Here is an 18,442-nt window from a genome sequence, read left to right as displayed (position 1 = left end):
GACCGAGACCCGCTACGAGGGCCCGACCGGCATCGCCGGCGTGTTCCAGGACGCGTGTGTGGCGGCGGGGATACCGGCTGTGACGTTCTGGGCCGCGGTGCCGCACTATGTGTCGCAGCCACCCAATCCGAAGGCGACGGTGGCGCTGCTGCGCCGCGTCGAGGATGTGCTCGACATCGAGGTGCCGCTGGCCGACCTGCCGGCGCAGGCCGAGGAGTGGGAGCAGGCGGTCACCGAGATGACCGCCGAGGACGAGGAGATCGCCGAGTACGTCGCCTCCCTCGAGCAGCGCGGCGACGCCGAGGTGGACATGAACGAGGCGCTCGGCAAGATCGACGGCGACGCACTCGCCGCCGAGTTCGAGCGCTACCTGCGCCGCCGCGGCCGTTAGACCTTTACCGCTTTTCCAGCGCCTGTGTGCGCGCGCTCATCGAGCGGCCCAGCGCGACGACCTCGGCGTCCAGCTTGGGGAGCAGTTCGGGCACCGACTTCAGCGTGCTCGCATCTCCGACGCGACTATTCAGCAGCGGCCTCAGCCACCGGAGGGACCCCACCCAACCGGGGCAGTTGATGTGGCGCTTACGCCGCTCGATGCCCTTGACGAAGGCCTCCCCGCACTTCTCCACGGATGTCGTCTTGCTCAGCGGGCCCGGCATTCTGTCGATCATTTCGTGCACGGACGCCAGTTCGTTCGTTTCACGCACCAACGGGGTGTCGATCCAGGACATGTGCGCCGACCCGACGTCGACACCGAGGTGAGCCACCTCGAGCCGCAGCGCGTTCGCGAAGTGCGCGACCCCCGCCTTCGACAGGTTGTAGGCCGCACCGCCGGGTACCGCGGCGTAGGCCGCCGCCGAGGACACGACCAGCACATAGCCCCGCCGTTCGATGACCGACGGCAACGCCGCGCGAATCGTGTGGAACACGCCGAGCGCATTGACGTCGAGCAGCGTCTTGAAGGCAGCGGGATCGACGTTCAGCACCGACCCGTACGTCGCGATCCCCGCGTTGGCCATCACGATGTCGATGCCGCCGAACTTCTCGATGCCCGCCTCGGTGGCGTTTTGCATGGCTTCCAGGTCGCGTACGTCGGCAACCACCGTCAGCACCCGATCCTCACCGAGACGGGTGGCAACGTCCTTGAGCGGCACCTCGTCCAGATCCGTCAGGACCAGCTTGGCGCCCTTGTCGTGCAGGCGGCGGGCCACTTCCGCGCCGACACCGTTGGCGCCGCCGGTGATCAGCGCAACTTTCCCGTTCACAGAACTCATGGCCGGAAACGTACTCCACCCTGGGGCGGTCTACAGCTTGATGCCCAACAAGGCGTCGATCATCGTGCCCACCGTCCGTGGGGCATCGGGATCGTGGCCGCCGTAGGACAGCGCGTCGGTGCTCCAACCGTCCAATGCGGCAAGCGCTTTCGGGGTGTCGAGGTCGTCGGCGAGGTGGCGGCGCACCCGCGCGACGACGTCGGTCGCGTCCGGTCCGGCGGGCAGGTTGGTCGCGGTGCGCCACCGCTGCAGCCGGGCGTTGGCCTCGTCGAGCACCCCGTTGCTCCACGACCGGTCCGCGCGGTAGTGCCCGGCCAGCAGCCCGAGCCGGATCGCCGCCGGGTCGACGCCCTCGGCGCGCAGCCGCGACACCAGCACCAGGTTCCCGCGGCTCTTCGACATCTTGTGCCCGTCCCAGCCGATCATGCCGGCGTGCACGTAGTGCCGGGCGAATCGGCGCTCCCCGGTGACACATTCGGCGTGGGCGGCGGAGAACTCGTGATGGGGGAAGATCAGGTCGCTGCCGCCGCCCTGGATGTCCAGGCCGGTGCCGATGCGACTGAGCGCGATCGCCGAGCATTCCACGTGCCAGCCGGGACGGCCCGGACCGAACGGCGACGGCCAGCTGGGCTCGCCGGCCCGCGGCGCCCGCCACATCAGCGCATCGAGCTGGTCGCTCTTGCCGGGGCGGTCCGGGTCGCCGCCGCGCTCACCGAACAGCCGCAGCATGGTGTCGCGGTCGTAGCCGGACTCGTAGCCGAACTGCGCGGTGGCGTCGGCGCGGAAGTACACGTCGGGATGGGCCGGGTCGTCGACGACGTAGGCCGCTCCGGATGCCAGCATCTTCTCCACCAGCTCCACCACCTCGGCGATGGCCTCGGTGGCGGCGACGTAGTCGTGTGGCGGTAGCACCCGCAGTGCCGCCATGTCCGCGGAGAACAACTCGGTCTCGCGGTCGGCCAGTTCGCGCCAGTCGACGCCGTCGCGCGTCGCGCGCTCGAACAGCGGATCGTCGACGTCGGTGACGTTCTGCACGTAGTTGACTCGGTTCCCGGCATCCAGCCATAGCCGGTGGATCAGATCGAAGGCCAGGTAGGTGGCGGCATGGCCGAGGTGGGTGGCGTCATACGGGGTGATTCCGCAGACATACATGGTGGCAGCCAAATCAGGACCGGCGCCCGCCGACACCGGTCGCACCTGCCGGTCGGCGGTGTCGTACAAGCGCAGCGCCGGACCGCGTCCCGGCAGCGCCGGGAGGTTCGGCGCCGGCCACGATTGCATAACTCGACTCTAAGGTGTTCGCTCAGACCGGCCGTCGGATGGCCGACCGGATTCCGGCCAGCAGCTCATCGGCCAGCTCCGCACGGCACATCAACAGATCCGGCAGGTACGGATCGCGACGGTTGTAGACCAGCGGCGAGCCGTCCAACCGCGACGCGTGCAGCCCCGCGGCCCGCACCACGCCCGCCGGCGCGGCCGAATCCCACTCCCACTGCCCGCCGGCATGCAGGTAGGCGTCGACGTCGCCGTTCACCACCGCCATCGCCTTCGCGCCGGCCGACCCGATCCGCACGGTCTGGATGTCCATCACATCGCGCATCCGCCAGAGCACCGCCGGCGGACGGCTGGCACTTGCGGTGATCCGGATCGGCCCCTCGGCGCGCGGCGCCGGAGCGCTGACAGTGTCGCTGCGGTACACCTCACCGACGGCCGGCAGCGCGACCGCCGCGTCGGTGATACCCCCGGTGCGCTGCCACAGCGCGATGTGCACGGCCCAGTCGTTGCGGCCCGGCATGGAGAACTCCCAGGTTCCGTCCAGCGGGTCGACGATCCACACCCGGTCGGCATGCACCCGCGACAGGTCGTCGACGGCTTCTTCGGACAGCACCGCATCGCCGGGGCGTTCGCGTGCCAGGCCGTCCAGGATCAGCGTGTTGGCCTGCTTGTCGCCGGCGTCGCCGAGGTCGTAGGGATCGTAGAAGCCGACCTCGTCGCGCACCTGCAGGAGCAGCTCACCGGCGTCGCGGGCCAGTTCGGCGGCCAGCGCGGCATCGGTGAGGCTCACCAATGCAGTATTGCCGAATAATGGACTGGTGACCGATCGGGGCATCAAGACCGCGCAGGTCCAGCCGACGACCGTCAAGGTGGCCGATCTCACCGGCCCCGGCAGCTCGGCGGAGAAGTTCGGCGTCGGCGGCACCGACCTGGGCATCGCGGTCGCGCTGGCCGACGGGCGAACCGGGTTCATCTTCGGCGACACGTTCGACGAGTGCCGGGTCGGTGGGCCCGGCTGGCGCAGCCCGGTGATGCTGCGATCGCACGACACCTCGCTGCGGCAACTGAACGACGGCATCACCTTCCACGACGCCGTCGGCGGCAGCTACGCCCGCCAGCTGTGGGACTACCCGCACGACGGCCCGCCCTGGCAAGGCGGCGGATTCTCCACGGTGCTGCCCGCCGACGCCATCACCATCGACGGACGGTGCTACCTGTTCACGATGGTCCATCGCGGGCTGGGCCACGTGTTGTGGACTGAGATCGCCTACAGCGACGACTGCGGCGACACCTGGCACGACGGCGGCCCCCAGGCGCGGCGGCTGGGCTCGCACGACGACGGGCACCAGCAGCTGGTCACCTGGGAACACGACCCGGACACCGGCTGGGTGTACGTCATCGCCAGCGCGTTCAACCGGTGCGAGAACGCCTACCTCTACCGGGTGCGGGCCGACGATCTGCTGGACCGTTCGGCGTGGCACCCGTGGACCGGCGGATGGTTCCGGAGCGACCCGCTGCCACTGCTGCCCGCCGGTACGACGGTCGGCGAGATGAGCCTGCGCCGCGTCGAAAATCGTTGGGTGTTCAGCTATTTCGAGTCCAGCTCGAAAGCCATTCGAGTCAAGGTGCTGCGAAGTCCGACCGACGACATGGGTACCGCCCCGACCACCACGGTGCTGCGCAACACAACGTGGACATCGCCGCGGTGCAGTCCGCCCGACGGCTGTACCGCCGGAACGCTGAGCCAGCTGTACGGCGGCTACATCGTGCCCGGCTCGACGCTGCGCAACCTGCACCTGGTGGTCAGCCACTGGAACACCACCGACGGCTCCAACTGGCCGTACCGGGCGATACAGTACCGGCACAACGCCTTGGCGCGACGCTGACGGGTCAGAACGCCGGCCACGGGATCGGCCGATGCCGGTCCGGTGTCGGCATCACCGGATTATCCAGCAGCGCAACGGCTCTGCGTCGCATCGCGTCGATCTCCCGTTCGGTGATGTGCTCGCACAGCCGCTCGCCCAGCCTGCCCCGCAGATCGTCGCGCAGCCGAGTGATCGTCTCCAACGTCTCGTCCTCGACGGGCTTGCCCGCCCACCCCCACAGCACGGTGCGCAGCTTGTCCTGGACGTGCAGGCTGACCCCGTGATCGACGCCGTAGACATGACCGTCCACGCCGAACAGGATGTGCCCGCCCTTGCGATCGGCATTATTGATCAGCACGTCGAACACCGCCATCCGGCGCAGCCGGACGTCGTCGGCGTGCACCAGGGTGACCTCGTCGCCGGCGAAGTCATAGGCCCGCAACACCGGCAGGTACCCGGGCGGGATGTGGCCCGCGGGCAGTAGATCGATGAGATCCGGTCCGGCTTCGGGATCCTCGCCGACCAGGTCACCGGGTTGGTCAACCCACAGCTGTAGCATCCCCCTGCCGGCGGGCCCGTCGCGAATAATGGTGTAGGGCACGATGTTCCAGCCCAGTGCGTCGGACACCAGATATGCGGCGAGTTCCCGGCCGGCCAGCGTGCCGTCCGGAAAGTCCCACAGCGGGGCCTCGCCGGCGATCGGCTTGTACACGCAGTGCGCCGCCAACTCGCCCAGATGCGCCTCGCACAGGAACGTGGCGTTGCTCGCGGAGCGAATTCGTCCGATGACGGTCAGGTCGCCGCGTAGGCACACCTCATCGACATCACCGGGGCCCGCGCCGCCGTTATGCGTCGGGTTCATCATCGGGCTCGGCCTGGATCCGCCGATAGCCGTTGGTGCGCACGCAGATGTGCCCCTCCGGATCCAGGGGCTCGTCGCACAGCGGGCATGGCGGGCGCCCCGCCGAGATGACCCGATTGGATCGGGTCGCGAACTGGCGGGCCGACTCGGGCGTGAGGAAGACCCGGACGGCGTCCGGCCCCTCCTCGGCGTCGTCGAGCACCACCGATGCGTCGAACTCGGTGTCGGAGACCGCCAGCAGTTCGACCACCACCGTCTGCGCCTCCGAATCCCAGCCCAGGCCCATGGTTCCGACCCGGAACTCGGCATCCACCGGGGTTATCAGCGGGCTCAGGTCCTCGACCTCGGCTTCCGGCGGGATCGGTGTTCCGAACCGGCGGTTGATCTCCAGCAACAGCGCCGCGATCCGTTCGGCGAGCACCGCGACTTGCTGCTTCTCCAGCACCACCGAGATCACCCGGTTGTCGTGCGCCGCTTGCAGGTAGAACGTCCGGTTGCCGGGCTGCCCGACGGTCCCGGCCACGAAGCGGTCGGGTGTGCGGAAGACATGAATTGCACGGGCCATGGCATCTCCCAAAATACCGCGCTCAGCCGGTGGACCCGCCCACCACGGCGTCGCCGGGCGGCACGTCTTTCGAGTCGCCGTCGGAGCGCTTGGCCGGCTTGGCCAGCAGTCCCGCAGCCAGTTGGTCCCCGGTGTGGTTGACGTGAACCACGAAGGGGCGCAGCGCGGTGTAGGTGATGACGCTCATCGATGCGGGATCGGCGGTGATGCGCTGGAAGCTGTCCAGATGGGTGCCCAGCGCATCGGCGACGACCGCCTTGATCACGTCGCCGTGTGTGCAGGCCAGCCACAGCGCGTCGCCGTCGTGCGCCTCGGCGAGTCGGCGGTCGTGCTCGCGAACCGCCGCCACGGCGCGGGCCTGGACGTGCGCCAGGCCTTCGCCGTCGGGGAAGACGGCGGCACTGGGCTGTTGCTGGATCACCGCCCACAGCGGCTCGGAGACCAGGTCAGCGATCTTGCGGCCGGTCCACTTGCCGTAATCGACCTCGGAGATCCGCTCGTCGACGACGGGTTCCAGGGCCAGGGCGGCGGCCAGCGGTTCGACGGTGCGCCGGCAGCGCAGCAGCGGCGAGCGCACGATCGCCCGGATCGGCAGCGATCCGATCCGGCCCACCAGCGCGCGGGCCTGCTCCAGACCCTTGTCGTCGAGGTCGACACCGTCGGTGCGACCCGCCAGCGTCTGGGCGGTGTTGGACGTCGACCGGCCGTGCCGCAGCAGGATGACGGTCATTTCGCGGCCACCACCCCGGTGCCCAGCAGCATCAGCACCACCGTGCCGAGCAGCACCCGGTAGCCGACGAACCAGTACATGCTGTGGGAGACCAAGAACCGCAGGAACCAGGCCACCGCCGCGAAGCCGACGACGAACGCGATCAGCGTCGCCACCAGCAGTTGGGGGCCGCTGGCGCTCATGCCCTCGCCGACCGGGTGAAACGCGTCGGGCAGCGAGAACAGGCCGGATGCGAACACCGCGGGAATGGCCAGCAGGAAGCCGAACCGGGCGGCCAGCTCACGGTTCAGGCCGCCGAACAGGCCTGCACTGATCGTCGCGCCGGACCGCGACACCCCTGGCACCAGCGCCAGGCACTGCGCCAGCCCGACCGTCACACTGTCGCGCAAGGTGAGCTGTTCGATTCCCCGGGTCTGCCGACCGAAATACTCGGCGGCGGCGATGACCGCTGAGAAGCCGATCAAAGCGATGGCGATGAGCCACAGATTGCGTGCCCCGGTGCGGACCTCGTCCTTGAACACAAACCCAAATACTCCGATGGGAATGGTGCCGATGATGACGTACCAACCCAGCCGGTAGTCCGCGTTGCGGGCGGCGGACGCGAACAGACCCCTCACCCATGCCGCGACGATGCGCGCGATGTCGCGGGCGAAGTACATCAGCACCGCGACCTCGGTGCCGAGTTGCGTTACCGCAGTGAAGGATGCGCCGGCGTCGTCGGCGAAGAACAGCCGCGACGCGATCGCCAGATGTCCGGACGACGACACCGGCAGAAACTCGGTGAGTCCCTGCAGCACCGCCAAAACGACGACCTGCCCCCACGACATCGCCGGCGCCTCGGTCACGACGACGACCGTACCGTGGGCGTTCTTTAGCGCTGTGCGGCGGCGACCATGTCACGCACGGCGGCCGACAGGCTGCGCTCGTCGAAGAGATCGGTGCCGCCAAGCCTGCGGGTGGCGGTGGCCACGATGTCCTCGACCTGCGGGACGGGCCCGGCCAACCGGGGTCGATAGATCTCGACGATCAGCGCTTGGTGTTCGACGCGGAACGAGAAACTGCGTCCACCGCCCGCCTGGCCAAATCCGCTGGCGTGCATACCAGTCGAAATATCCTCGATAGCAAACTCTTCTTCGGCTGAATCCCCGTCTGCCGAAAGGGTCATGACCGAACCATACCGTCCCGGCATGCCATGCTGTTCGATTGCCATCCAGTTAGCACGTCCGAAAGCTACCCATTGCCAACCCCCACAAAACATGCAGTTCAGCTGGCCTGTCGCGGCATCGTCGTGGCGATGGTCAGCTGCCTGGCGGCGTGTTCGTCGAATCCCGTCGACGCGCCACCGCCGACGATCGCCCCCGCCGAGGCGGCGAACTCTCCCCCGGTGACGAAGCAACCAGCAGGAGTGGTGCGCCCAATGGCCGGACACGCAAAGTCCGTGGTGTTCGATGCGGCCACCGCGTCATTGGTGGTGCTCGGACCCGGTAGCGGCGATCGGGCGGTGGTCACGGTGATGCCCGCGGCGGGAATGGCGCGCGCCTTACCGCTACCGGACTCGGCGACGGCGATGGCCGGCGACAACCGTGGCCATGTCTACGCCTCCACCCGAGGCGGGTATTACCGGGTCGACATCGCGGCCGGCCTGGCGACGCGGGTGGAGATCGACGGTCAGCGGGCCACCGATTTCACCGCGATCGCCCGCCGCGCCGACGACAAGCTGGTGCTCGGCAGCGCCGACGGCGCCGTCTACACATTGAGCTCCGACACCGCGGTCGGCGCCCGGCTACAGATCTTCGCGCGCGTCGATGCGATTGCCACCCAAGGAAATACGGCTGTCGTGCTGGACCGCGGTCAGACCTCGGTGACCACCGTCGACGCCAGCGGAACCAAGGCCGAGCACGCGCTGCGCGCCGGTGAAGGGGCCACCACGCTGGTCGCCGATCCGGTCGGCCGGGTACTGGTCGCCGACACCCGCGGCGACGCGCTGCTGGTGTTCGGCACCGATCCGCTGATGCTGCGTCAGCGCTACCCGGTGCGGGACGCGCCCTACGGCCTGGCCTCCTCGTCCGCATTGGCCTGGGTGTCGCAGACCGCGACGAACATGGTCATTGGTTACGATCTGGCCACCGGAATACCCGTCGAGAAGGTGCGTTACCCAACCGTGCAGCAGCCCAACTCCCTGGCCTTCGACGACGCGTCTGGCACGCTGTATGTGGTGTCGGGTTCCGGAGCAGGGGTGCAGATAATCGCCGACGCCGGAGGCGCGCGATGACAGAAGACGCGGGAGTCAGCCGGTGACGGCGGTCCAGCGGGGCCGCATGCCACCGGGCTGGGATGCCGATCTATCCGACGAATATGAGTGGGTGCCGCTGCGCTTGCCGCCGGACCTGACCCGGATCAGCGCATCCACCCGGCTGTCCATCGAGGCGGAGTACCGGGGCTGGGAACTCACCCGGGTCCGGCTCTACACCGATGGCAGTCGCCGAGTGTTGTTGCGCCGCAAGAAGTCCGCCGTCGATCCGCTGGGCATCGCCGACCACCCGGCGATGTAGTGATGTGATGTACCGCGCCGTGCGGCGGGTGCTGTTCCTGGTCGCCCCCGAGCGGATCCACACCTGGGTTTTCGCGATGCTGCGGGCCCTCACCGCACCGACACCGCTTCGGCGCGCGTTGCACAGGTGGTTGGCGCCGCGCGATCCAATGCTGGCCAGCACGGTGTTCGGGGTCAGGTTTCCCGGGCCGCTGGGGCTGGCCGCCGGTTTCGACAAGAACGGCGTCGGGCTGAATGCCTGGGGCGCACTGGGCTTCGGTTACGCCGAGGTCGGCACGGTGACCGCGCGGCCGCAGCCCGGCAACCCGGCGCCGCGGATGTTCCGGCTTCCCGACGACCGGGCGCTGCTGAACCGGCTCGGGTTCAACAACCACGGGGCGGGCGAGCTGGCGCAACGGCTGGCCCGGCACACTCCCGACGTACCGATCGGGGTCAACATCGGCAAGACGAAGCTCACCCCGGCCGCCGGTGCCGTCGACGACTACTCGGAAAGCGCTCGGCTGGTGGGACCCCTGGCGGCGTACCTGGTCGTCAACGTCAGCTCGCCGAACACACCCGGGCTGCGCGACCTCCAGGCCGTCGAGGCGCTGCGGCCGATTCTGGCCGCGGTGCGGGCCGAGACCAGCACGCCGGTACTGGTCAAGATCGCACCGGACCTGTCCGACTCCGACGTCGACGAGATCGCCGACCTGGCAGTTGAATTGGGCCTGGCCGGCATCGTTGCCACCAACACCACCGTGTCGCGCGAGGGCCTGGCCACTGCGGCGGTCGACGAACTCGGCCCGGGTGGCATATCGGGGCCGCCGGTCGCGCAGCGGTCGGCCGAGGTGTTGCGCCGGTTGTACCGACGGGTGGGCGACCGCCTGGTGCTGATCAGCGTCGGTGGCATCGAATCCGCCGACGACGCCTGGGACCGCATCACCGCGGGGGCCGCGCTGCTGCAGGGCTATACCGGGTTCATCTACGGCGGAGGGCTGTGGGCCAAGCACATTCACGACGGCATCGCCCGCCGGCTGCACGAGGGCGGGTTCGCGTCGTTGACCGACGCGGTGGGCTCGGCGGCGCGCTAGCTCGCGCTACTTCTGCTCATGTGTGCCGTGGATGAGCGCCCGGGCGATCGCCTGCTGGAACAGGTTGAAGCCCAGGAATGCCGGGGTGGCGCCCTCCGGCAGGTCGAGCTTCTCCACCCCGACGGCATGCACGGCGATGAAGTAGCGGTGCACGCCGTGGCCCGGCGGCGGCGCGGCGCCGATGTAGCGCTTCAGGCCGGCGTCGTTGGCCAAAGTCATTGCATCGCCGGGCAATCCACTGCCGTCGCCCACGCCGGCGGGCAGGTCGGTGACCGTTGCGGGCAGGTTGGCGACCGCCCAGTGCCAGAATCCGGAACCGGTCGGCGCGTCGGGGTCGTAAACCGTCACCGCGAAGCTGCGGGTTTCCTCGGGAAATCCCGACCAGCTCAGCTGCGGCGAGATGTCCTCGCCACCCGCGCCCATGATGCCGCTGACCTGGTCATTGGACAGCGGCTGGCCGTCGGTGACCGACTCCGAGGTGAGCGTGAACGAGGGCAGCTTCGGCAGGGAATCGTACGGGTTGTAGTCAAAAGCCATGATTGTCCCTTTCTGATGATCAGCAGTGCATAAGGAAATGCTCGAGCACCCGGGTGCCGAAATTGAGCGCATCTACGGGTACCCGTTCGTCGACGCCGTGGAACAAGGCCGAGAAGTCCAGGTCCGGCGGCAGTTGCAGCGGCGCGAAACCGAAGCAGCGAATATCCAAGCGGTCGAACGCTTTTGCATCGGTACCGCCGGACAGCATGTACGGCACGATTCGGGCATCCGGGTCTACCGAGAGAATCGCGCCGTTCATCGCGTCCACCAGGTCGCCGTCGAAGGTTGTCTCGTACGACGGCAGTTCGGTGATCCACTCGCGCGTGACGTCCGGGCCGATGATCTCGTCGACCTCCCGCTCGAACGCGGCCTGGCGGCCCGGCAGAATGCGGCAGTCCACCACCGCCTCCGCGGTGGCGGGGACGACATTGGCCTTGTAGCCGGCCTTCAGCATTGTCGGGTTGGCGGTGTCGCGCAGGGTGGCACCGACGACGCGGGCGATCGGCCCGAGCTTGCCGATCGCACCGGCCAGGTCCGGCGAGTCGATGTCGAACGAGTAGCCCGTCTCCTCGGCGATCGCCTCCAGGAACTGCCCGACCGCGTCGGTCATCACCAACGGGAACTCATGGCGCCCGAGCCGTGCCGTCGCCCCGGCGACGGCTGTCACCGCGTTGTTGTCGTGCACCATCGACCCGTGCCCGGCATGTCCGCGGGCCGTCAGCCGCATCCAGTTCATCGACTTCTCGGCGGTCTCCACCAGGTAGAGGCGCCGCTCTCCGCCGTCGCGGCGCGGCACGGTCAGCGAGAAGCCGCCGACCTCCCCGATCGCCTCGGTGACGCCCTCGAACAGGTCGGGGCGATTGTCGACGAGCCATTGGCTGCCGTACTTGCCGCCGGCCTCCTCGTCGGACACGAACCCGAACACCAGGTCCCGTGGCGGAACGATGCCGGCGCGTTTGAAGTGCCGGGCCAGCGCGATCATCATGCCGACCATGTCCTTCATGTCGACCGCACCCCGGCCCCAGACGTAGCCGTCCTCGACCGCGCCGGAGAACGGGTGCACGCTCCAGTCCGACGCCTCGGCCGGCACCACGTCGAGATGGCCGTGTAGCAGCAGCGCGCCGCGCTCACGATCGGCGCCCGGCAGCCGGGTGAAGACATTGCCCCGCCCGGGGGCGCCGGCCTCGACATACTCGGTCTGGTATCCGACCTCTTCGAGCTGCTCGGCCACCCAGCGCGCACACTCTTCCTCGCCCTTGGTGGTGGCGGGATCACCGGTGTTGGAGGTGTCGAACCGGATCAACGAGCTGACGAGGTCGACCACCTCATCGACGGGTCCACTCACAGTCACCATTCGTACCATTGACGGGGCTCTCGGGTTTGGGGCCCGGCACGCCGATCCGATAGCCTTAGCTGCTCCCGGCTAGTTTCCGGGGCTAGGTCCGAGTGGCGGAATGGCAGACGCGCTAGCTTGAGGTGCTAGTGCCCTATTAATGGGCGTGGGGGTTCAAGTCCCCCCTCGGACACCATTGCCTTTCTTGTTCCTCGCGTGCGCAGACTCAGTACACGTCGCGGACGAAACGCTTTTCCGCCACCAGCTCACGCTTGTAGTCGCGGGCTCGCTCCTCAGACATGCCGCCGTGCTTCTTGATGATCGCCGTCAGCGCGGCGTCGACGTCGCGGGCCATCCGGGTGGCGTCGCCACACACATAGAAGTGCGCGCCGTCGTCCAACCAACGCCACACGTCGGCGCCGTAATCGAGCATCTTGTGCTGCACGTAGACGCGGTCGGTCTGATCGCGGGAGAAGGCCAAATCCAGCCGGTTCAGGAAGCCGTCGCGGACCATGTCCTCCAAATCGTCTCGGTAGTAGAAGTTTTCGTTGCGGCGCGCCTCGCCGAAGAACAGCCAGTTGCGGCCGGTGTGGCCCAGCGCCCGGCGCTCCTGCAGGAAGCCACGGAATGGCGCAATGCCGGTGCCCGGTCCCACCATGATCATCGGCGTCGCCGCATCCTCGGGCGGCCGGAAATGCGGCGAGCGCTGCAGGAACACCGGCACCGGCGCGCGACCGGCGCGGTCGGCGAGGAAGGTCGAGCACACGCCGCCGCGCTGACCGCCGTGCCGGCCGCGGTAGCGCACCACCGATACCGTGAGCTGCACCTCATGCGGGCTGACCAGCGGGCTCGATGAGATCGAGTATTTCCGCGGCGTCAGCCGCACCAGCACGTCCTGCCACTGTGCGGGCTCGGCATGCACGGAAAACTCCTCGACGATGTCCAGTCCGTTGCGTCCGGCCAGCCACTTGTGTAGGCGGTCGGTCGGCGCGCGTAACGCCTTGGCGGCAGCCCTGTCACCGCAGTTGTCGGCGACGAAGCGCAGCAGGTTCGGCGTGACCCGGCAGATGTCGTAGCACCCGGTCAGCGCTTCGGCGAGCAACCGTTCGCCGCCGTCGACCTCGACGACCTCGTCGCCGCGCAGGCCGGTGGCGGCCAGCCAGGCGTCGACAACGGCGGGACCGTTGGTGGCATATACCCCGAGCGCATCGCCGACCGCATAGCTGGCGTCGTACTCGGAGATGTCAAAACCCAAATGGCGCACCTCTTTTGGCGATATCTCGGCGCTCATCACGATGTTGCGACAGAGCGGCGCGAGGATGGGTTTGGCCCGGGTGAACGGCTCTGCGATCGCGGTCCGCGACTCGCCGGAGGTACCGAGCAATGCGCTGACCTCATCGACCCAGCGGTCCATCGGCTCGTCGTCGTACGCCTCGCATTCGGTGCGGTCGAGGATCTTCTCCGCCCCGAGATCGGCCAGTCGACCGTCGATCGACTTGGCGTGGCCGCAGAAGTTGGCATACGAGCGATCGCCGATGCCCAACACCGCGTACCGGACTCCGTCGAGCGCGGGCGCATCGGGCGCCCCGAGCCGGCCCCAGAAGTCCGCTCCGTTGTCCGGCGGGCCACCGTCGCCGAATGTGCTGGTGACGATCAGGACGTCGCGCGCCGCCGCCAGCCGCGACAGCGCCAGTTCGTCCATGTTGACCAGCTGCGACTCGCCCAGCCGGTCGGCCAGCCGGGCGGCGAAGTCCTCGGCGTTGCCGGTCTGCGACGCCCACGCCACCAGCGGTCCCCGGCCGGTCTGGCGCACCGGTTCTTCGGCTGGGGCCGCGGTCAGCACCGGCTGGACCGGGCGGGCGCTCACCGCGCACACCTTGAACTCGGGTTGCAGTGACTCGGCGTCGACGGCATCGTTGGTCAGCGCGTTGATGGTCAGGTACTCGCCGTGCTCGTCGTTCCAGTGGAACGGGACGAAACAGTTGCCCGGACGCACCCGGTCGGTCACCACGGCCGGCAGCACGGCACGACCGCGGCGCGAGGTCAGCTCGACCGGTCTGCCGTCGACGACGCCCATGGCGACGGCATCGGACGGATGCATCTCCACGAACGGTCCGCTGTCGAGTTTGTTCAGCTTGGCCACCTTGCCGGTCTTGGTCATGGTGTGCCACTGATGCTGCAGCCGGCCGGTATTGAGCACCAGCGGAAAGTCGTCGTCGGGCAGTTCGCGCGGATCCATGTGCGGGCGCGCGTGAAAGACCGCCCGCCGTGACGGGGTCGGGAACGCCAGCCGAGGGCGGTGGCCGTCGGGGCCGACGAACAGATCCTGGCTGACGCCGTCGTTGAGATAGCGGATCGGATGACGGTCCCGCTCGTCGTCGGGCGGGCATGGCCACTGCAGGGGTGACTGCCGAAGCCGCGGATAACTTGCGCCGCGCAGGTCGTAGCCGGTCTTCGGGTTCCAGAACCGCCGGATCTCCTCGAAAACCTGCTCACTGGACGTGTAGTCGAAGTGCGCACCGAAGCCCAGGTGCGCGGCCACCTGGCAGATCAACTGCCAGTCCGGACGCGCCTGCCCGGCCGGCGGAATGGCGGCCTGCAGCAGCGTGAGGTTGCGCTCGGAGTTCACCATGACGGCGTCGGACTCCGCCCACAATGTGGCGGGCAGCACGATGTCGGCATAGTGGTTGGTCGCGGTGGTGCGGTAGGCGTCCTGGGTGATGACGAGCTCGGCATTCTCCAGCCCGGTGATCACCGTCTTCCGATTCGCCACGGTGGCAACGGGATTGGTACAGATGATCCAGCATGCCTTGATGTCACCGTCGGCGAGCTGTTCGAACATCGCGACGGTGCCGGGGCCGACGTCGTCGCGAATGGTGCCGGGCGCCACGCCCCATTGCGTCTCGACGAATTCCCGGTCGGCGGCCGAGGTCACCGAGCGTTGACCGGGCAAACCCGGTCCCATGTAACCCATTTCGCGGCCACCCATCGCGTTGGGCTGACCGGTCAGCGACATCGGCCCGCTGCCCGTACGGCAGATCGCGCCGGTGGCCAGGTGCAGGTTGCAGATCGCGTTGGTGTTCCACGTCCCGTGCGTGCTCTGATTCAGCCCCATCGTCCAGCAGCTCATCCACTCCCCCGCGTCGGCGATCATCCGCGCCGCGGTGCGGATGTCGGCTTCGGCGAGACCGGTGACCTCGGCCACCCGGTGGGGCGGATAGTCCGCCAGGAAGGCCGGCATGGTGTCCCAGGCCTCGGTGTGCTCGGCGATGAACTCGGCGTCGATGTCACCGTTGTCGACAAGCAGATGCAGCAGCCCGTTCAGCAGCGCCAGATCGGTGCCGGGCTTGATCTGCAGGAACAGGTCCGCACGCTCGGCGGTCGTGGTGCGGCGCGGGTCGACAACGATCAGCTTGGCGCCCGCCGTCAACCGGTCCGCCATCCGCAGGTACAGGATCGGATGGCAGTCGGCCATGTTGGAGCCGATGACGAAAAACAGATCGGCGCAATCGAAGTCGGCGTAGGACCCCGGTGGACCGTCCGCGCCCAGCGACTGTTTGTATCCGGTCCCCGCGCTGGCCATGCACAGCCGCGAGTTCGACTCGATGTGGACGGTCCGCAGAAAGCCCTTGGCCAGCTTGGTGGCCAGATACTGCGCCTCGATGGACATCTGACCCGACACGTAGAGCGCGACCGCATCGGGGCCGTGCTCGTCGACGATGGTCCGCAGCCGACGGCCGGCCTCGGCGACGGCGTCGTCGACCGGCGTGGGCACCGGTTCGTCGTCACGGGATGGCCGCACCAGCGCGGACGTCAACCGGCCGTCGTCGGCGGCCATCATCTCGGCGTGCGTCGCGCCCTTGGTGCACAACCGGCCGAAGTTGGCGGGATGTAGCTTGTCCCCGGAAACCCTTGCGATGACCGGCGCACCGGTGGCGTCGTCGGTTTTAGTGGCAACCTCGATACCGCAGCCCACGCCGCAGTACGAGCACGCCGTCCGGGTCGCCGTCATCAGCCAGCTCAACCCGTAGGCGCCGGCGCCGGCACACCGGCGCCGAGTTCGTTGGCGGGCCTCCCGGCGCTCCGCATCCGCAGGAACACCGCCCAGGTCACGATGGCGCAGATCAAGTAGAAGGCGAGAAACACCCAGAACGCGTTGGTCGCCGACTTCGCCGCACCCACATAGGACGCGCGCAGCACGACGTTGATGAACACGCCGCCCAGCGCTCCGATCGCACCGGCGAATCCGATCAGCGCGCCGGACATGCTGCGCGACCACGCGGCCTTCTCGTCACGGCTCCACTCGTCGCGGCCTTGCGCCTTCGCCTCGAAGATCGACGGGATCATCTTGTACGTCGAGCCGTTGCCGATCCCGGACAGGATGAACAGCAGGATGAAACCGACCACATAGGCCGCCATTTGGCCGGCTGTGGCGGCACCGGCCATCCGGTCGTCGATCATGCCGGTGCCGACCACGATTCCGGCCGCGACGATCATCGCAATGAAGGTGTACATCGTCACCCTGCCGCCCCCGATGCGATCGGACAGCTTGCCGCCGTACGGCCGGGCGATCGAGCCGAGCAGCGGCCCGATGAACGCGATCGCTGCCGCATGCAGCGAGGCCTGGGCGGCATTGTCGCCGCCGGCAAGGAAATTGATCTGCAGCACCTGGCCGAACGCGAACGAGAAGCCGATGAACGAGCCGAAGGTGCCGATGTAGAGAAAGCTCATCACCCACGAATGGCGGAACCGCAGGGCTTCGGCCATCGCTCCCAGGTTGGACCGCTGGTTGCCCAGGTTGTCCATGAACAGCGCCGCGCATACTGCGGCCAGTGCGATCGCCACAAGGTAGATGGCGCAGACGATTTCGGGCGCCGTGTGGCTGACCGCGGCAATCACCAGCAGGCCGACCAATTGGATCACCGGGACACCGATGTTGCCGCCGCCGGCGTTCAGACCCAGCGCCCAACCCTTGAGCCGTTGCGGATAGAACGCGTTGATGTTCGTCATCGACGAAGCGAAATTGCCGCCGCCCACGCCCGCGAACGCCGCCACGATCATGAAGGTGGTGTACGAGGTGTCGGGGCGTTGCATCACCCACAGCGTCAAGACCGTTGGGATCAGTAGCAGTAGCGCGCTGACCACCGTCCAGTTGCGCCCGCCGAACTTCGCCGGGGCGACCGTGTACGGAATCCGCATGGCGGCGCCGACCAGCGTCGGCATCGCCACCAGGTAGAACTTGCCCGCGGCGTCGATGTGATACGTCGCCTGCGGCATGAACAGCACCATCACCGACCAGATCGACCAGATCGAGAAGCCCACGTGCTCGGCGAAGATCGACCAGATCAGATTTCGCTTGGCGATCTTGTTTCCGCCCGCCGCCCACGCCTCAACATCCTCGGCATCCCAGTGCTCGATGTTGCGGTTGCGGGTGATCGTCGTCACATTGCCCTCTTTCATCAAAGTGCCGTTGATAGAGGTTTACGTCCAACCCGTTCCGCATCGATTGCCTTGTGGTGTCCGCGATGTCACAACCAACTCACCCGCCACCCCAACTGAGCGTGCGTAACGTTATTCACGGCCGACTCGTGTATGAAACGAGCCGGAAACAATCACGGCCTACGCCGCGCGCAGCCCCGCGATGGCCACGCCAATTCTCGTTTCGAGTTCGCTGATCTCCACCAAGGCCGGCCCCGGCGCCGGCGGCGCGGTGGAGCTGTAGTGCTTTCCGGTCGGTGTGACGAATTCCGCTGTGTGCACGCCGTTTTCACTACCGGCGGTTACCTGCCAGCCGGGCGATTCCTTTGCGTAGTTGCAGCGTTCACATTCGCCGAGTCCGTTCTCGGCGCTTGTTGTGCCGTCGCGGTGGTGCGGTAGCGCGTGGTCGCGATGCCGAATCGGCGCGTCACAGTACGGTGTGCGGCATGTTTGGTCGCGCAGCCCGATGAATGCCGCCAGCCCGCGCGGGAAGCACCGCGACCGTGATTCCATCGCCACCAATGCTCCGGTGGCGGGGTGCCGGTAGAGCCTTCGCAAGGTCGCCCGCGCCCGCCGGTCGCTCACGGCGTAATCCACCAATCGGCGCGCGACCGCGGCGGGGATGGGCCCGTAATTGTGAATCACTGCCGAGCCGTTGTCCCCCGCCAGCAGCGTCTGATCCGAGATCACCAAGTTGACCGCCACCGGCTCCGACACCTGGGCTGGCCTGCCCGTGACCCGCTCCACCAGCGTGTCGGCCATGACCTGACCGCGCGAACGCTCGTCAAAGGTGGTGTCGGCGGCGCGCTTCAATGCGGCGTACACACCGACGCCCTGGGCTACCGGCAATAGTGCCGTCACGTACGTCATGGTGTCCGGGGCGGGACGAATGGTCACCGTACGGT

General features: G+C 68.0%; 17 protein-coding genes, 1 tRNA gene and 1 pseudogene. 6 read left to right on the top strand and 13 right to left on the bottom strand.

The features are described 5' to 3' along the window. On the top strand, nt 1-391 hold a 391-nt coding region (locus ACRDU5_RS10845; protein WP_526614502.1), incomplete at its 5' end, for a PAC2 family protein. Between the two features lie 4 nt (nt 392-395). Here the strand turns inward: ACRDU5_RS10845 and ACRDU5_RS10840 are convergent. Genes ACRDU5_RS10840 through ACRDU5_RS10830 form a run of 3 tightly spaced genes read right to left on the bottom strand, consistent with a single transcriptional unit; the run spans nt 396 to nt 3,336 of the window. Then, a complete protein-coding gene (locus ACRDU5_RS10840) occupies nt 396-1,271 on the bottom strand; it encodes an SDR family NAD(P)-dependent oxidoreductase (RefSeq protein WP_526614501.1) in 876 nt (291 codons plus the stop codon). Between the two features lie 30 nt (nt 1,272-1,301). Beyond that, nucleotides 1,302-2,552: a cysteine--1-D-myo-inosityl 2-amino-2-deoxy-alpha-D-glucopyranoside ligase gene (gene mshC, locus ACRDU5_RS10835; RefSeq protein WP_526614500.1), complete on the bottom strand. Its 1,251-nt coding sequence runs from the start codon at nt 2,550-2,552 to the stop codon at nt 1,302-1,304. A gap of 22 nt (nt 2,553-2,574) precedes the next feature. Beyond that, nucleotides 2,575-3,336: a 3'(2'),5'-bisphosphate nucleotidase CysQ gene (locus tag ACRDU5_RS10830; RefSeq protein ID WP_526614499.1), complete on the bottom strand. Its 762-nt coding sequence runs from the start codon at nt 3,334-3,336 to the stop codon at nt 2,575-2,577. Nucleotides 3,337-3,364: 28 nt separating this feature from the next. On the opposite strand from ACRDU5_RS10830, the gene ACRDU5_RS10825 reads away from it, so the two are divergent. Further along, nucleotides 3,365-4,432 carry a DUF4185 domain-containing protein gene (locus ACRDU5_RS10825; protein ID WP_526614498.1) on the top strand — a complete coding sequence of 356 codons (1,068 nt, stop codon included), beginning with the start codon at nt 3,365-3,367 and terminating at the stop codon, nt 4,430-4,432. Between the two features lie 4 nt (nt 4,433-4,436). Here the strand turns inward: ACRDU5_RS10825 and ACRDU5_RS10820 are convergent, their stop codons facing one another. Genes ACRDU5_RS10820 through ACRDU5_RS10800 form a run of 5 tightly spaced genes read right to left on the bottom strand, consistent with a single transcriptional unit; the run spans nt 4,437 to nt 7,733 of the window. After that, a complete protein-coding gene (locus ACRDU5_RS10820) occupies nt 4,437-5,273 on the bottom strand; it encodes an Rv2133c family protein (protein ID WP_526614496.1) in 837 nt (278 codons plus the stop codon). Next, nucleotides 5,257-5,838 (bottom strand): Rv2134c family protein, encoded by a 582-nt coding sequence (locus tag ACRDU5_RS10815; protein ID WP_526614495.1) that lies wholly within the window; start codon nt 5,836-5,838, stop codon nt 5,257-5,259. The genes ACRDU5_RS10820 and ACRDU5_RS10815 overlap by 17 nt, the downstream gene beginning before the upstream one ends. Before the next feature lie 22 nt (nt 5,839-5,860). Further along, the gene (locus ACRDU5_RS10810) at nt 5,861-6,568 is read right to left on the bottom strand and encodes a histidine phosphatase family protein (protein WP_526614493.1); all 708 of its coding nucleotides are present in this window, start codon (nt 6,566-6,568) and stop codon (nt 5,861-5,863) included. After that, complete coding sequence (locus tag ACRDU5_RS10805) at nt 6,565-7,395, bottom strand: undecaprenyl-diphosphate phosphatase (protein WP_526614504.1); 831 nt, start codon at nt 7,393-7,395, stop codon at nt 6,565-6,567. The genes ACRDU5_RS10810 and ACRDU5_RS10805 overlap by 4 nt, the downstream gene beginning before the upstream one ends. Before the next feature lie 44 nt (nt 7,396-7,439). Beyond that, nucleotides 7,440-7,733 (bottom strand): hypothetical protein, encoded by a 294-nt coding sequence (locus ACRDU5_RS10800; protein ID WP_526614503.1) that lies wholly within the window; start codon nt 7,731-7,733, stop codon nt 7,440-7,442. Nucleotides 7,734-7,862: 129 nt separating this feature from the next. On the opposite strand from ACRDU5_RS10800, the gene ACRDU5_RS10795 reads away from it, so the two are divergent. The 3 genes from ACRDU5_RS10795 to ACRDU5_RS10785 are packed head-to-tail and all read left to right on the top strand — an operon-like array spanning nt 7,863 to nt 10,189. Beyond that, nucleotides 7,863-8,840: a YncE family protein gene (locus ACRDU5_RS10795; RefSeq protein WP_526614492.1), complete on the top strand. Its 978-nt coding sequence runs from the start codon at nt 7,863-7,865 to the stop codon at nt 8,838-8,840. A gap of 22 nt (nt 8,841-8,862) precedes the next feature. Next, nucleotides 8,863-9,120 (top strand): DUF5703 family protein, encoded by a 258-nt coding sequence (locus ACRDU5_RS10790; RefSeq protein WP_526614491.1) that lies wholly within the window; start codon nt 8,863-8,865, stop codon nt 9,118-9,120. A 7-nt stretch (nt 9,121-9,127) separates the two neighbouring features. Continuing rightward, a complete protein-coding gene (locus tag ACRDU5_RS10785) occupies nt 9,128-10,189 on the top strand; it encodes a quinone-dependent dihydroorotate dehydrogenase (protein WP_526614490.1) in 1,062 nt (353 codons plus the stop codon). A gap of 6 nt (nt 10,190-10,195) precedes the next feature. Here ACRDU5_RS10785 and ACRDU5_RS10780 read toward each other — a convergent pair whose 3' ends face one another. Both ACRDU5_RS10780 and ACRDU5_RS10775 read right to left on the bottom strand, forming a co-directional pair. Beyond that, entirely contained in the window at nt 10,196-10,726 is a 531-nt protein-coding gene (locus ACRDU5_RS10780) for a YbhB/YbcL family Raf kinase inhibitor-like protein (RefSeq protein WP_526614489.1), read from the bottom strand. A 19-nt stretch (nt 10,727-10,745) separates the two neighbouring features. Continuing rightward, nucleotides 10,746-12,089 (bottom strand): M20/M25/M40 family metallo-hydrolase, encoded by a 1,344-nt coding sequence (locus ACRDU5_RS10775; RefSeq protein WP_526614488.1) that lies wholly within the window; start codon nt 12,087-12,089, stop codon nt 10,746-10,748. Between the two features lie 77 nt (nt 12,090-12,166). Between ACRDU5_RS10775 and ACRDU5_RS10770 the strand changes: the two genes are divergently transcribed. Continuing rightward, nucleotides 12,167-12,255: transfer RNA gene (locus tag ACRDU5_RS10770), tRNA-Leu, on the top strand. Nucleotides 12,256-12,285: 30 nt separating this feature from the next. Here ACRDU5_RS10770 and ACRDU5_RS10765 read toward each other — a convergent pair. From ACRDU5_RS10765 to ACRDU5_RS10755, 3 genes and pseudogenes are all read right to left on the bottom strand, one after another. Then, nucleotides 12,286-16,071 (bottom strand): bifunctional nitrate reductase/sulfite reductase flavoprotein subunit alpha, encoded by a 3,786-nt coding sequence (locus ACRDU5_RS10765; RefSeq protein ID WP_526614487.1) that lies wholly within the window; start codon nt 16,069-16,071, stop codon nt 12,286-12,288. A gap of 8 nt (nt 16,072-16,079) precedes the next feature. Further along, a complete protein-coding gene (locus ACRDU5_RS10760; protein WP_526614486.1) occupies nt 16,080-17,519 on the bottom strand; it encodes a nitrate/nitrite transporter in 1,440 nt (479 codons plus the stop codon). Nucleotides 17,520-17,678: 159 nt separating this feature from the next. Further along, nucleotides 17,679-18,442: pseudogene (locus tag ACRDU5_RS10755) on the bottom strand (HNH endonuclease); the annotation flags it as partial.

The sequence above is a fragment of the Mycobacterium sp. genome, assembly GCF_050701515.1.
In the GTDB taxonomy this organism is placed as follows: Bacteria; Actinomycetota; Actinomycetes; order Mycobacteriales; family Mycobacteriaceae; genus Mycobacterium.
This window is presented reverse-complemented; position numbering and strand designations above follow the sequence as displayed.

Coding starts and splice junctions, on each gene's coding strand:
- ACRDU5_RS10840 (WP_526614501.1), bottom strand. CDS start 1,271: ATGAGTTCTGTGAACGGGAAAGTTGCGCTGATCACCGGCGGCGCCAAC.
- mshC (WP_526614500.1), bottom strand. CDS start 2,552: ATGCAATCGTGGCCGGCGCCGAACCTCCCGGCGCTGCCGGGACGCGGT.
- ACRDU5_RS10820 (WP_526614496.1), bottom strand. CDS start 5,273: ATGAACCCGACGCATAACGGCGGCGCGGGCCCCGGTGATGTCGATGAG.
- ACRDU5_RS10815 (WP_526614495.1), bottom strand. CDS start 5,838: ATGGCCCGTGCAATTCATGTCTTCCGCACACCCGACCGCTTCGTGGCC.
- ACRDU5_RS10810 (WP_526614493.1), bottom strand. CDS start 6,568: ATGACCGTCATCCTGCTGCGGCACGGCCGGTCGACGTCCAACACCGCC.
- ACRDU5_RS10805 (WP_526614504.1), bottom strand. CDS start 7,395: ATGTCGTGGGGGCAGGTCGTCGTTTTGGCGGTGCTGCAGGGACTCACC.
- ACRDU5_RS10800 (WP_526614503.1), bottom strand. CDS start 7,733: ATGACCCTTTCGGCAGACGGGGATTCAGCCGAAGAAGAGTTTGCTATC.
- ACRDU5_RS10795 (WP_526614492.1), top strand. CDS start 7,863: ATGGTCAGCTGCCTGGCGGCGTGTTCGTCGAATCCCGTCGACGCGCCA.
- ACRDU5_RS10785 (WP_526614490.1), top strand. CDS start 9,128: ATGTACCGCGCCGTGCGGCGGGTGCTGTTCCTGGTCGCCCCCGAGCGG.
- ACRDU5_RS10780 (WP_526614489.1), bottom strand. CDS start 10,726: ATGGCTTTTGACTACAACCCGTACGATTCCCTGCCGAAGCTGCCCTCG.
- ACRDU5_RS10775 (WP_526614488.1), bottom strand. CDS start 12,089: ATGGTACGAATGGTGACTGTGAGTGGACCCGTCGATGAGGTGGTCGAC.
- ACRDU5_RS10765 (WP_526614487.1), bottom strand. CDS start 16,071: ATGACGGCGACCCGGACGGCGTGCTCGTACTGCGGCGTGGGCTGCGGT.
- ACRDU5_RS10760 (WP_526614486.1), bottom strand. CDS start 17,519: ATGAAAGAGGGCAATGTGACGACGATCACCCGCAACCGCAACATCGAG.